Source organism: Actinoplanes italicus (genome assembly GCF_003001815.1).
In the GTDB taxonomy this organism is placed as follows: Bacteria; Actinomycetota; Actinomycetes; order Mycobacteriales; family Micromonosporaceae; genus Actinoplanes; species Actinoplanes italicus.
In genome coordinates, this window is the sequence record NZ_PVMZ01000024.1 from 72,236 (window position 1) to 86,122 (window position 13,887).

The 13,887-nt window shown below is 70.9% G+C and carries 9 protein-coding genes; 2 read left to right on the forward strand and 7 right to left on the reverse strand.

The window, feature by feature from the left end; genetic code table 11:
* Positions 1-74 precede the first annotated feature (74 nt).
* A complete protein-coding gene (locus tag CLV67_RS41440; protein WP_106328737.1) occupies positions 75-1,733 on the forward strand; it encodes a GMC oxidoreductase in 1,659 nt (552 codons plus the stop codon).
* Positions 1,730-3,181, forward strand: a complete 1,452-nt coding sequence (locus CLV67_RS41445; protein WP_106328739.1) for a flavin-containing monooxygenase — start codon at positions 1,730-1,732, stop codon at positions 3,179-3,181. The genes CLV67_RS41440 and CLV67_RS41445 overlap by 4 nt, the downstream gene beginning before the upstream one ends.
* Here CLV67_RS41445 and CLV67_RS41450 read toward each other — a convergent pair whose 3' ends face one another.
* The 7 genes from CLV67_RS41450 to CLV67_RS41480 form a co-directional block, all read right to left on the reverse strand.
* On the reverse strand, positions 3,182-4,663 hold the full coding sequence (locus tag CLV67_RS41450; protein ID WP_106328741.1) for a phytoene desaturase family protein: 1,482 nt from the start codon (positions 4,661-4,663) through the stop codon (positions 3,182-3,184). It lies immediately after the preceding gene.
* Between the two features lie 82 nt (positions 4,664-4,745).
* Positions 4,746-6,437 carry a putative bifunctional diguanylate cyclase/phosphodiesterase gene (locus CLV67_RS41455; RefSeq protein ID WP_106328743.1) on the reverse strand — a complete coding sequence of 564 codons (1,692 nt, stop codon included), beginning with the start codon at positions 6,435-6,437 and terminating at the stop codon, positions 4,746-4,748.
* Positions 6,434-7,900, reverse strand: coding sequence for a PAS domain-containing protein (locus tag CLV67_RS41460; RefSeq protein ID WP_106328745.1), 1,467 nt, complete (start codon positions 7,898-7,900; stop codon positions 6,434-6,436). Before CLV67_RS41460 ends, CLV67_RS41455 begins: the two co-directional genes overlap by 4 nt.
* A 42-nt stretch (positions 7,901-7,942) precedes the next feature.
* Positions 7,943-9,157, reverse strand: coding sequence for a globin domain-containing protein (locus CLV67_RS41465; RefSeq protein ID WP_106328747.1), 1,215 nt, complete (start codon positions 9,155-9,157; stop codon positions 7,943-7,945).
* 39 nt (positions 9,158-9,196) lie between these two features.
* A complete protein-coding gene (locus tag CLV67_RS41470) occupies positions 9,197-9,634 on the reverse strand; it encodes an RrF2 family transcriptional regulator (protein WP_106328749.1) in 438 nt (145 codons plus the stop codon).
* Between the two features lie 88 nt (positions 9,635-9,722).
* Positions 9,723-11,123: a glycoside hydrolase family 43 protein gene (locus tag CLV67_RS41475; RefSeq protein ID WP_106328751.1), complete on the reverse strand. Its 1,401-nt coding sequence runs from the start codon at positions 11,121-11,123 to the stop codon at positions 9,723-9,725.
* A gap of 11 nt (positions 11,124-11,134) precedes the next feature.
* Complete coding sequence (locus CLV67_RS41480) at positions 11,135-13,624, reverse strand: alpha-L-arabinofuranosidase C-terminal domain-containing protein (protein ID WP_106328753.1); 2,490 nt, start codon at positions 13,622-13,624, stop codon at positions 11,135-11,137.
* Positions 13,625-13,887 lie beyond the last annotated feature (263 nt).

Below are 13,887 nucleotides of genomic sequence, written 5' to 3' on the forward strand. Positions count from 1 at the left end.
ACCGATTCGCGCTTAGCGCAAGACCTGGAAGTCCGTTGTTGACATGTTGCCAATAACGATGTGATGGTACGGCGATGTCGTACGACTACGACGTCCTCGTCATCGGCTCCGGGTTCGGTGGCAGCGTGACCGCGCTGCGCCTGACCGAGAAGGGCTATCGCGTCGGCGTCCTCGAAGCGGGTCGCCGGTTCACCGACGAGCAGTTCGCCAAGACGTCCTGGCGGCTGCGCGACTACATCTGGGCGCCCGCGCTCGGTTGCTACGGCATCCTGCGGCTCACCCTGCTGCGCGACGTGATGATCATGTCCGGGGTGGGCGTCGGCGGCGGGTCGCTCGGCTACGCCTGCACCCTCTACGAGCCGCCGGACGCGTTCTACGCCGACCCGCAGTGGTCGGGCGTGACCGACTGGAAGACCGAGCTGGCCCCCTACTACGACCAGGCCAAACGCATGCTCGGGGTGACCGTCAACCCGGTCGCCACCGCCTCCGACCAAGCGCTCAAAGCGGTCGCCGAGGACATGGGCGTGGGCCACACGTTCCGCCACACGCCGGTCGGGGTGCTGTTCGGCGACGAGCCCGGTGTCGCCACGGCGGACCCGTTCTTCGGCGGCGCCGGGCCCGAGCGCCGCACCTGCACGCTGTGCGGGTCGTGCATGACCGGCTGCCGCGGCAACGCGAAGAACACACTGGTCAAGAACTACCTGTACCTGGCCGAGAAGGCCGGCGCCGTGGTGCACGAGCGGACCACGGTCAAGACCGTGCGCCCGCTGCCGGACGGCGGCTACGCCGTCGACACCCGGGGACGCGTGTTCACCGCCGAGCAGGTCGTCTTCTCCGGCGGCGCGCTCGGCAGCCAGCGGCTGCTGCACCGGATGCGCGACCGGGGACACCTGCCGCACGTCTCGCCGCGGCTGGGTGAGCTCAGCCGTACCAACTCCGAATCGATCCTCGGCGCCCGCACCCGCCGCAGAGACCGCGACTACACGCACGGCGTCGCGATCACCTCGTCCATCCACCCCGACCCGGTCACCCACGTCGAACCGGTCCGGTACGGCCCCGGCAGCAACCTGCTGGCCCTGCTCGCGACCGTCCTCGTCGACGAGGGCCGCCCCCGCTGGTGGCACGCGCTCAAGACCCTCGCCCGGGCCGGTCGTGACCTGCGGCTCTACACGTCCCCGCGGAACTGGTCGAAGGAGACGATCGTCCTGCTGGCCATGCAGCCGCTCGACAACTCGATCACCGTGCACACCCGCCGCGGGCTGTTCGGCCGGCGGATCACCAGCAGACCCGGCATCGGCGAACCCAACCCAGTGTGGGTGCCGGCCGCCCACGACGTCGCGCGGCGGGTCGCGGCCGAGATCGACGGGGTGGCCACCGGCGCGTTCACCGAGATCGTCAACCGGCCGGTGACCGGGCACTTCATCGGCGGCTGCGCCATCGGCGACTCCCCGGAGACGGGCGTCGTCGACCCGTACCACCGGCTCTTCGGTCATCCCGGCCTGCACGTCATCGACGGCTCGACCGTCGCCGCCAACCTGGGCGTCAATCCGTCCCTGACCATCACCGCCCTCGCCGAGCGGGCAGTCGCGCTGTGGCCCAACAAAGGCGACGCCGATTCGCGGCCATCCATGAATGACGGCTACACGCCGGTCGAGCCGGTGGCGCCGCGTGAACCGGTCGTGCCCGCCACCGCGCCCGCGGCACTACGACTGACCATCGGAAGGCGACCATGACCAGGATCGCGATCATCGGGGCCGGGTTCGGCGGGGTGGCGGTCGCCGCCGAGCTGCTCAAGGCCGGGTTCACGGACATCGTGGTCCTGGAGAAGGCCGACCGGATCGGGGGCGTGTGGCGCGACAACACCTATCCGGGGTGCGCGTGTGACGTACCGGCGCCACTGTATTCCTACTCGTTCGCGATGAACCCCAGCTGGTCCCGGCGCTATCCGCCGCACGACGAGATCCTCGCCTACCTGGCAGACGTGGCCGAGAGATCGGGTGTCTCACCCCTGGTGCGCTTCGGTGCGGAGGTGACGTCGGCCCGCTGGACCGGTGACCTGTGGGAGATCGCGCTGGCCGGTGGTGAGGGGCTCGAAGCAGACGTCCTCATCCCGGCCGTCGGCCAGCTGTCCCGGCCGTCGATCCCGTCCCTGCCCGGCGCCGACACGTTCGCCGGAGTCGCCGTCCACACGGCCCACTGGACGCCGGACATTCCGATCGACGGCAGCCGGGTCGCGGTCGTCGGCACCGGTGCGAGCGCCATCCAGCTGGTGCCCGCCATCGCCGGGCAGGCCGCTCACATCGACGTCTACCAGCGCACCGCTCCCTGGACGGTGCCCAAACCGGACCGTCGCTACAGCCGGTTCCGTAAGTCCGCGTACCGCAGGATCCCGGCCTTGATGTTGCTCTCCCGCGCCGCCACCTGGGGACTCACTCTGGTCCCCGGGGCCGCGCTCAGCGGCAACCGCGCGGCGAACGCGTTCATCCGCGCGTACTCCTGGGTGCAGCGCCGCTGGCAGATCCGCGATCCCGAGCTGCGCGCCAAGGTGACCCCCGACGAGGCGATGGGCTGCAAGCGGCTGCTGTTCACCAACGCCTGGCTGCCCACTCTGGCGCGTCCCGACGTCGACCTGATCACCGAGAAGATCGTCGCCGTCACCCCGACCGGCATCCGCACCGCCGACGGCGTCGACCACCCGTGCGACGTCCTCGTCTACGGCACCGGCTTCGCCGCCACCGAGTTCCTGGTCCCGATCGAGGTCACCAGCCACGACGGTCACCGCCTCAATCGCCTCGCCGACGAGTGGCGCGACGGCGCGCACGCGTACCTCGGCCTGGCGGTCCCCGGCTTCCCGAACATGTTCCTGGTCTACGGCCCCAACACGAACACCGGCAACACCTCGGTCATCTACTTCCACGAGGCCCAGGCCCGGTGGATCACTCAGGCGGTGCGTGCGGTCGAGGCAGGAGACATTCTGGCGGTACGGCCGGACGTGGCGGCCACCTACGACGGCGAGATCCAGTCCCGCCTGGCCGGAAGCGTGTGGACGACGTGCCAGAGCTGGTACCGCAACGCCACCGGCCGCGTCGTGACCAACTGGCCGGGCAAGGCCAAGGAGTACCGCCGCCGGACCGCCACCCTCAACCGCGCCGACTTCGTCCCGGGTGGGACGCGAGGCTGATCAGGCGGACGCGAGTTGTGGGCGGAGGGTCCGCAACAGGTCGAACGGGTCGGTGTGGACGCCGAAGCGGGTGCGTAGGGCGCGGGTCGCGGCGTGCACGCCGGCCATGCCGTGTACGCCCTGGCCCGGCGGTGTGGAGGCGCTGCAGAGGTAGACGCCGGGCAGTGGGGTCTCGTACGGGTTCCAGCGCGGCGCCGGGCGCAGCAGCAGTTGCCGCAGGGTGGTCGCGCCCCCGGAGATGTCGCCGCCGATGTAGTTGGCGTTGCGGGCCTCCTCGGCGGTGGCGGTCGACACGTGCTGGGCCAGGATCAGGTCGCGGAAGCCGGGGGCGAAGCGTTCCACCTGGGCGATCACGAGGTCGCTGACGTCGCGTACGGAGCCGTTGGGCACGTGGGCGTACGTCCAGAAGGTCTGCTTGCCGTCGGGTGCGCGGCCGGTGTCGACTACGCCGGGCTGGACGGCCAGCACGTACGGCCTCGGGTGATGCCGACCGGCGGCGACGGCCTCCTCGGCGGCGATCGCCTCGGCCCGGGTGCCGACCAGGTGCAGGGTTCCGGCCCGGTGGCAGTCGGGCGCCGTCCACGGGACCGGGCCGGACAGTGCGAAGTCGACCTTGCAGACGGCGCCGCCGTGACGGAAGCGGCGCAGCTGGTCGGCGTATCGCGGGGGCAGCTGCGTCCCGGCGATGCGCAGCAGCTCACCGGGTGCGGTGTCGAACAGGACGGCCCGCGCCTCCGGCAGCTGGGCCAGGGTGTCGACCCGGTGCCCGGTGACGATGCGGCCGCCGTGGGCGGTCAGGGCGGTGGCCATGGCGTCGGCGATGGCCGCGCTGCCGCCGCGGGGCAGCGGCCAGCCGACGGCGTGCCCGAGCGTCGCCAGGACCAGGCCGGCGCCGACCGCGGCCGGGGCGCGGGGCGAGGCGATGGCGTGCGCGTTGACGCCGGCCAGCATCGCCGGGGCGACCGGCTCACGGAAGCGGGCCCGGCTCAGCGGTGTGGACTGTTCGGCCATCCGCACGCCGAGCCACAGGGCGCCCGCCGGGTGGTGGGGGACGCCGCGCAGATCCGACATGACGGTGTCGATCAGCGACGACCAGCGGCTGACCAGCGGGGCGAGCAGGGCACGCCAGGCGGGGCCGTCGGATCCCAGTCCGGCGGCGGTACGGTCGAGGTCGCGCCAGGCGATGCCGGCCCGGCCGCCGTCCAGCGGATGCGCGTACGAGACCTCCGGGTGCAGCAGTTCGACGCCGTGACGTGCCAGGTCGAACGCGGCGAAGAACGGGGACGCCACGGCCATCGGGTGGACCGCCGAGCAGACGTCGTGCCGGAAGCCGGGCAGGGTCAGTTCCTCGGTACGGGTGCCGCCGCCGTAGGTGTCGGCGGCCTCGTGCACCTCGACCTCCAGCCCGGCGGCGGCCAGGACCAGTGCCGCGGCCAGCCCGTTCGGCCCGGAGCCCACCACCACCGCGTCCACGGTCGTCATGATCCCGCTCCCTCCGCCGCGGCCCCGGTGGCCGCTGTGATGATCAACGGGCCGGGGCGATCGGAGGTGCGGGCCGGCGGCCTCACACGGCGGTTCGGGTGCCGGTGGGCAGGCCTGGGAGGGTCGGGATGACGTCCGGCGGTTGCGGGCGGTTCAGGCCGAACCCCTGCAGCAGGTCGACACCAGCCGCGGCCAGGCCGGACGCGGTGGGCTCGTCCTCGACACCCTCGGCGACCACGGTCAGGCCGAGCGCCTTCGCGATCGCGATCACCGAGTGGATGATCGTGGCGTGCGCGGGGGAGTCGAGCATCCGCATCACGAACGACCGGTCGATCTTCAGCTCGTCGATCGGCAGCCTGGGGAGCAGCCCGAGCGAGGTGTAGCCGGTGCCGAAGTCGTCGATCGCCACCCGTACGCCCCGCGAGCGCAGCTCGGCAAGCTGTGCCGCCACCTGCTCCTGCCGGGTGAGCACCGCCGTCTCGGTGATCTCCACGGTGAGCATCGACGCCGGCACCCCCTCCAGGTCGAGCAGGGTGAGGATGGTCCCGACCGCCCGGTCCTGCGCCAGGTAGGCGGCCGGCAGGTTGACCGACACCGGCAGGTGGTGGCCCTGGCCGTGCCAGACCGCGGCCTGCCGCAGCGCCTCGGCGAGCACCCAGTCGGTGAGTTCGAGGATGACGTCGGAGCGTTCGGCGTCGGGCAGGAAGACACCCGGCGGCAGCAGGCCACGTTGCGGGTGCTGCCAGCGCACCAGCGCCTCGGTGCCGTGCATCGTCCGGCTGTTCGCCTCGTGCAGCGGCTGGTAGTGCAGCCGCAGGTTGCCGGTCCGCAGGCCGGCGCGCAGCTCGGTCAGCTGCCGCAGGTCGACCCGCTGGTTGGTGTCGAGGCTCGGGGTCCACTCGACGACGCCGGTGCGCTCGTGCTTGGCCCGTCGCATCGCGGCCGCGGCCCGGCGCATCAGCACCGTGACGTCGTGGTGGTCGGCGTGGCTGATCCCGATGCTGGCCTCGACGCTGATCGGCAGGCCGTCGATCGGGTGCGGGCCCTGGATTCCGGCGGCCAGGCGGCGGCCGGCGCTCTGCGGTGTCTGTCCGGCCGGCAGCTCGGAGAGCAGCACCACGAACTGGTCGCCGTCGAGCCGGGCGGCCAGGTTGCCGGGGCCGAGGGCGCCGCTCAGCGCGGTCGCGACCCGGTGCAGCAGCGTGTCGGCGCCATGGTGGCCGAGTACGTCGTTGGCGTCCTGGAACCGGTCCAGGCCCAGGTGGACGACCGCGATCAGATTGCCGGCGTCGATCCGCCGCTGGCCCTCGGCCTGGGCGGTGGCCCGGTTCGGCAGCCCGGTGAGCTGGTCGGTCCGGGACAGCTTGGCGAACCGGCCCGCCATGGCGGCGAGCAGGTCGACGATGGGCGCGATGCCGTGCCGGCCGTCGGGCCACGAGACCAGGACCGGTTCGTCGCGTTCGGCGGCCGGGCGGGCCAGCGCGGCCTCGGCGGCCACGTCGATGTCGGTGTCGGCGGGCAGTTCCAGGGTCGTTCCGCCGACCAGCTCACCGGCGGTGCGGGGGAGCGCCGGGACGCCGCGGAGCCGGTCGACGGCCGCCCGGCTGAGCAGCCGGTGCCCGCCACCGGACTCGATGATCGCGCCGGGTGCGAGGCTGTCGGCGGCCAGCCCGGCCTCGATCTCGCGTAGCGCGGTCGAGGCCGGCAGCGGCTTCATCGGGATGCCGATCTCGCCGAGCTTGCGGGGCAGGCGAGGGCCGGCCGGGGCGGTCATGCCAGTCCGCCGAGCGCGGGCCGGCCGATCCGGAAGCAGGAGACCACGATCTCGTCCCGGCCGCGCGGGCGCAGCCGGACCATCAGCCGGCCGTCGTGCCCGGCCAGGATCGCGTCGGCCCGCTCGCCGCGCAGCGCCGCGCGCCACAGGTCGAACAAGGCCTCCCGGTCCTCGGTGATCACCAGGGCGCACAGCGCGGGGACCGGCTCCGGCACGGCGGGAACCGACATGGAGAGCACAGCCAGGCGTTCCACCAGATCGTCGAGGTCACGGCGGACGGCCTCGAGATCGAGCTCGGTGTTGCGCTCGTGGGTCCGGTCGAGCAGCATGCCGTCCCAGACGGTCGCGCCGCCCGGCTCGCGGTGCGGGCGCGACGCCCCGTACAGCCAGCGCCGGGATCCGTCGCGGCGGATCACGCTGCCGCGCCAGTCCCAGGGCTCCAGCGTCTGCGCCGACACCAGCACGCTGGAGGCGAACCCCTCCTGGTCCTCCGGCGCGATGGCGTCCAGCAGCCCGGCAGCCGACTCGACGATCTCCTCCGGCTCGAGCTGGTAGATGTCGCGGCAGCCGTCGGAGACGAAAGTGAACGACGCCTCGCCGGTCGGCTCCATCCGGAACTGGTAGAGCATCCCGGGCGCGTTGTTCACGGTGTTCCAGAAACGCTGCTCACCGGCCGCGATCGCGTCCTGGCTGCGCCGCCGCTGGGTGTCGTCGATGGCGATCGTGCAGACCCCGTAGACGGAGCCGTCCGGGTCGGTCAGCGGCACCCGGGTCACCACGTACTGGCGGATCTCGTCGCCGAACGGCACCTCCTCGAGGACCGTCTTGGCGGTGCCGCTCGCGATGACCTCCTGGTCGTGGCCACGGCCGACGGCGGCGACCGCCGCCGACACCAGGTCGGCCTCGGCCCGGCCGACCATGTCGGCGGCGGTGACCTGGAAGATCCGCTCGTACTCGCCGTTGACGAACAGGTAGCGGCCGTCCAGGTCCTTCGCCGAGATCATCGCGGTGGTGTGCTGCAGGATCGCCGAGATCAGCGTGTTGCTGCGCTGCAGCTCCTGCTGGGCCCGGTGCCCGTCGGTCTGGTCGGTGACGAACGCGAAGAAGCCGTCGTCGCCGAGCGCGTCGACGGTCATCGAGATGCGCAGCTCGGAGCCGTCCCGGTGGACCGCGGGCACCTCGATCGGATGGCCCAGGCCGCCGCTGTCGCCGCCGACCAGCCGCCGGGCGAACCCGGCGTGGTGCGCGGACCGCAGCGGTGCCGGGACGATCGTGTCGGCCAGACGGCGGCCGATGACCTCGTCCCGGGGCCAGCCGAACAGCCGCTCGGCGGCCGGGTTCCAGTCCCGGATCACCCCGGAGCGGTCGATCTGCACGTACGCCAGGGCCGAGGCGTCCACGGCACGGTCCCGGAGGCCGGCCGCCGGCGGGGCGGTGATCTGAGGGGCTTCGACGGTGAACACGCACCGTCTATCGACCCGGCGGCAGCCGACTTGAGAGGCCGGTCAGACCGCGGCGGGCGCCGGGGCCGGGCGCCACTGCTCGGAGCCGAACACCTCGTAGCGGATCCGCTCGTCGGGAACGCCCCGCAGGTGCAGGCCGGCGCGTACCACCTGCATGAACGGCGCCGGGCCGCACAGGTAGACCGAAGCGTCGGGGTGCACCGGGATGAGGTAGGTGTCGATCCGCCCGGTGTACGCGTCCGGCTCACCGGCGTGCTGCTCGTACCAGTTCAGGCTCCGGTACGACCGCAGGCGCGACCCGTTGGCGGCCATGTCGGCGCGCAGCGGGTGACGGTCGGGACTGCGGTCGGCGTGCACCGCGGTCACCTCACGGGTCGGCTGGGTACGCGCCACGTGCTCCAGGATCGCCGCCATCGGTGTGATTCCCACCCCGGCACTGACCAGCAGCAACGGCTCGTCGCCGGGGTGCAGGACGAGATCGCCGTACGGCCGGCTGATCGGCAGCTCGTCGCCGGCCCGGACGTGGTCGTGCAGGAACCCGGAGACCACCCCGTCGGGAGCCCCGCCGGCACCGCGCACCCGCCTGACGGTGATCCGCAGGGTGCCGCCGGTCGCGGCCTGCGACAGCGAGTACTGCCGCAGCTGGCGGCCGGCGCCGGGCAGGTCGGCGACGACCGTCACATACTGTCCCGGCCGGAAGTCGGGCGCCGGCCCGCCGTCGGCCGGAACCAGCACGAACGAGACGGTGTCGTGCGCCTCGGTGATCCGCTGTGCGACGGTGAAGGAGCGGAACGGGTCGCGCCCGTCCACCCCGGCCTCGGCGTAGATACGCGCCTCCCGGCCGATCAGCTGGGCCGCGAACAGCCAGTAGACCTCGTCCCAGGCAGCGCCGATCTCCGGCGTGACCGCGTCGCCGAGCACCGTGCCCACCGCGCGCAGAAGGTAGCGGCCGACCAGCGTGTACTGCTCGGGGCGGATGCCGAGCGCGCAGTGCCGCTGCGCGATCCGCTCGACGATGTGCTCGAACGGCACGCCCCGCGGGCCGGCGCCGATGAGGTGCGCGGCGTAGGCGGCGACCGCCCCGGACAGCGCGCCGCGCTGCTCGCCGGTGGCCTGCGCGCTGCGGCTGAACAGGTTCAGCAGCTCCGGGTTCTCGCCGATCATCGACCGGTAGAACTCGGTGGCGATCGCTTCGAGGTGTTCGCCGACGACGGGCAGGGTGGCCTCGATGACCGGGGCGCTGGATGCGGACAGCATGAGGGATCTCCTCTTCGAGAGCGGAGCCTCGGCGGATCTTCAGGAGCCGAAGCGGCCGAGGGTGAGCAGCACCTGACGGACCGGTGGGGCGGCCAGGTCGCCGATCGTGATGGGGTCGAGCGAGGCGTGGAACGCCTCCTGTGCGGCACGCAGCGCCCCGCGCAGCCGGCAGCCGCCGCTGAGCGGACAGCCCGGCTCACCGTCGCAGTCGACGACCTCGGAGTCGCCTTCGAGGTCGCGGACCAGCCGGCCGATGGACGCCCCGGAGGCACCGGAGGCGAGCCGGACCCCGCCGTTGCGCCCGCGGACGGTCTCGAGCAGGCCGAGGTGCTGCAGCCGCTGCACCACCTTGGCGAGGTGGTTGCGGGGAACCGCCACGGCGTCGGCCAGCGTGTCGATGGTCAGCAGGTCGTCCTCGCGGGCGGCGGCCAGCATCAGGACGCGCAGACCGATGTCGGTCGAGCGGTTCAGTCGCACGGTTCGACCCTACTAAAAGAGGTATTACAGAGTCCTGTTTTGAGCCGGAGATCACTGAGGGGGTGCGCGGCACCCCCTCAGTGAGGAATCAGCTCAGCTTGAACGCCGTCGCCTTGGCGGCGACCGTGAGCTGCCCGTTGCGGTGGTGCAGGAACTGTCCCGGCGCGACCCGGATGTTCACGCCGCCACCGCGGGCGGCGATCCGGGTGACCGGCGTGCCGGTCGTGCCGAGCGACACCGTCGTGCCGCTGACCACCAGGAACTTCGCCGGCTCGTCGACCGACTGGACCGTCTCGGTGCCGTCGGCCGCCTTGACGAACCGGAACTGGGTCAGCTCCAGCTCGCGCGGCGCGTGCGCGACTCCGAACGCGTCACCCACGTGCTTGACGAACGAGCGCGGACGGTCCGCGGGCGACAGGCGCACGATGGGCCCGCCCGAGCCGACCGGGATGCCGAACAGCGGCGTCCCGTCCTCGTGCCAGTAGAGCTTCTGCACGCGGGTGTGCCGGTTGGGGTCGTACAGCGGGTCGCCGGTGATCTGCTTGTAGTCCCGGGCGTGGTACACCAGCACGTCGGTCTTCCCGTCCTCGGCCACCGTGAACGAGTTGTGCCCGGGACCGTACCGCTGGGTCTGGTCGTTGGAGACGAAGATCGGGTCCGGGCTCTTCGTCCAGCTCTCGCGCTTGAGCAGATCCGCGCCCGCCGAGGCGGTGAGCAGGCCCATGCAGTAGTTGGCGTCGGTGGCGCTGGCCGAGTAGGTGATGAACACCTTCCCGTTGCGGATCAGCACCGCCGCGCCCTCGTTGACCTTGAACCCGATGATCTCCCAGCTCTTCGTGGGAGTGGCGATCCGGGTGGGCTTGGTCTTGAACGTCCACGGGTTCGCCATCTCGGCGATGTAGAGGCTCGTGTTGACCGCGATCTCCGGCTCGCTCTGCGCCCAGACCAGGTACTGCCGGCCCTTGTGGGAGAAGCTGGTGGCGTCGAGCGTGAAACCGTCCCACTCGGTGGCGAGCTGGCCCTTCAGCACCCAGCCGGCCGGGTCGCGCGGGTCGTCGAGCGCCGACTCCATCACGTACGTGCGGATCCGGAACACGTCACCGGCGTCACCGGCGGCGAAGTAGATGTACCACTTCCCGCCGATCCGGTGCAGCTCCGGCGCCCAGATGTGCCCGCCCATCTTCCCGCTCGTGGGGCGGCGCCAGATCACCGTCTCCTCGGCGGTGGCGAGGCCCTCGATGGTCGGGGCCCCGCGCACGACCAGGCGGTCGTACTCCGGCACCGAGCCGGTGAAGTAGTAGGTGCCGTCGACCGGCTTGGTGATCCACGGGTCTGCGCGCTGGCTGATCAGCGGGTCGACGGTCGGCACACCGTAGATCTCAGCATCGCTGGGCAGTGAGCCGGGCTGCGGCGCGCCGTCGGCGCTCACGGGCAGGACGACGGCCAGGGCACCCACGGCGCCGCCCGTCAGGATGGTTCGGCGGTTCATGATCGGGCTCCTCATCGGGTCCGGATGCGCAGGAAGGTGACCGAGTTCGCGGGGAACTCGCGCGTGAACGTGGACGAGATGCCGTGCACGGTGGACGTGACCGGCAGGATCGGCTCGGCCGACCGGGTGTTCTGCTCGGCCGGGTCACCGGTGATCACGGTCTGCTTCGCTGTCCGGGCCACCTTGCGCCCACCCAGGTCGATCTTCGTGAGCGCCGGGGTGTCCTGCGCGTTGACGACCTTGACGATGATCTCGCCGCGCTTGGTGTCCTCCGTGACGACCTGGGCGAACGGCTCGGTGACGCCGTTGTCGTCGAAGGAGCCCCACTCGACGCCGTCCAGGATCAGGGTGACCTTCGTACCCCGTACCTGAATCTTGAGGTCGTAGGTCTGCCCGGTCGTGACGGTGTTCGGCTTGGTGAGGATCTGCTCCTTGGCGGACGTGATCCCCTTCTCGACGGCGCCCTGCGTGTTGTTCCAGCCACCCAGGTTCCACCAGTAGAACTGGCCGGTCTCCTTGATGCCGAACGCGACCAGGAAGCCCTCGGCGCCGGCCGTCTTGGTGGCCTTCAGCGTGTAGTCGTAATCGGTCTCGTTGATCGTGGCGGCCTTGACCATGGTGTCCTCGGTGTCCGTGGTCGTCTGGGTGTAGGCGCCGTTGGTCACCGCCCAGTTGCCGCGGCCGGTCACCGACGTCCAGCCGGCGGCGTCACCGTCGCCGAAGTCGTCGGCGTACAGCACGGTGCCGTCCGGCCTGGTGACCTTGACGTCGTCGTAGACCGCCGCGGTACGCCAGGTGGAGAGCCCGATCGCGCCGGTGATCGGCTTCGGCTGGGCCACCGCGCCGGTCGCGACCGACGGCAGGACCTTGTCACCGACGTTGTTCATGAACAGCTTCTGCACCTGGTAGCTGGTGGAGCCCCACGACTCGTCGTTGTCGAACCAGATCATGTCCGGCTTCCACTGCACGTTGTCGATGTTGGCGAGCAGCGGCGCGTAGGAGGCCATCTTCACCACGTCGGCGTTGCGCTCCAGGCCGGTCATGTAGGCGGCCTCCGCGAGGGAGTTGTACAGCTTGTTGTCCAGCGACGCGTATTCACCGAGGAAGACCTTCGGGCCATTGCGGTCGTACGCGTCATAGCGCCTGTTGTTCTGCAGGAACCACGCCGGGCTGTTGTAGTAGTGCTCGTCGACCATGTCCGAGCCGTGCTCGCGGTTCTTGGCCCACAGGTTCTCGAACGTGCTGCCCTGGTCGTCCGGGCCGGAGTTGCTGACCACGACGATGTCCGGGTACTTCGCCTTGATCGCCGACTCGAACCTGAGGAAGTTCGCCCAGTACTCGTTGGGCAGGTTCTCCTCGTTGCCGACCGCGATCGTGGTGAGACCGAACGGCTTCGGGTGACCGGCGTCCGCGCGAACCTTGCCCCACGTGCTGGTGGCCGGGCCGTTGGCGTACTCGATCAGGTCGAGCGCGTCCTGGATGTGGCGCTGCAGCAGCGCCTCGTCCACGGTGGCCCGGTTCTGACCACAACCGGTCACCAGGGCGGGGACCACGGGCAGCGGCATGGCGCCGATGTCCTCGGAGAACTGGAAGTACTCGTAGTAGCCGAGGCCGTAGGTCTGGTTGTAACCCCAGAAGTTCTTGTTCGTGGCGCGCGTCTCGACCGGGCCGACGGTGTCCTTCCACTGGTACGAACGGGCGCGCGGGTAGTTGTTCGCGGCGTCGTAGGAGTACATGCTGCCGGTGTTGACCAGGCAGCCACCCGGGAAGCGGACGAAGCCGGGATCCAGCTGCTCGACCTTCTCGGCCAGGTCCTTGCGCAGGCCGTTGGCGCGTCCCTTGTAGGTGTCGCGCGGGAACAGCGAGACCTCGTCCAGCTTCGCGCTGCCGGAGGTCTTGACCGACAGCCGGGCGACGTCGCTGGTGGCGGTGGCCCGCAGGGTGCCGGTGTACTTCTTCCAGGTGTCACCGGAGACGGCGAGGGTGAGCGGCGCGGAGAGCGCGGTCCCGGTCGCGGTCAGGAGGGTGACTTCCAGCGAAGTCGCGGCGCCCGCCCGTGCCCAGACCGAAAAATCGTACTTGTCAGACTTCTTCACCGCGAGGCCGGTGTTGTAGCCGGCGTTGGTCAGGCCGGTCGCGCCGGTGACGCTCAGGTAGTTGCGGTTGCGGTCGTTGATCCGCTGGTCGTCGTTGGTCACCACGGCTGAGCCGGTGACCGTCCACGCCGTCAGCCCGTTGTATCCGGACGCATCGGTGGTGTTGAATTCGAACGAGCGGTTACGGACGAGTTCGGCGTACAGGCCGCCGTCGGCCGCGTAGTTGATGTCCTCGAAGAAGACGCCGTACATGGACTTGGGGATGGCCGCGCCGGTCGCGTCCGGGTTCACGGTGATGGTGTAGTCCGGTTCGACGGCATGTGCGACGACCGGCGGGGCGACCGCGAGCGGGAGCGAGACCAGAACTGCGGCCACGCCCGCGAGGCGGTAGGGGATTCTGCGCATGAGGGGTCCTCCGGTGCGGATCGCAACGGTTTCAGAAGTGTTTCCGGTGGACGGGTTCAGCAATGTGTACGCAAACATCGACATCCCTGTCAAGAGTTCCGAGTCGATGTTTGCAGCGCTGAAATGCCAGGAGAATTAACTTGTTAGCGTTAACCTGCGGGAACCCTCGGGAGCTGGTATAGAGGGAGGTTCACGTCTCGTTCACCTCGGCGACACCGTGCCGGGGTGCTCGGTGTCCACCTGGGCTTTTAGCGTCCGCTCAG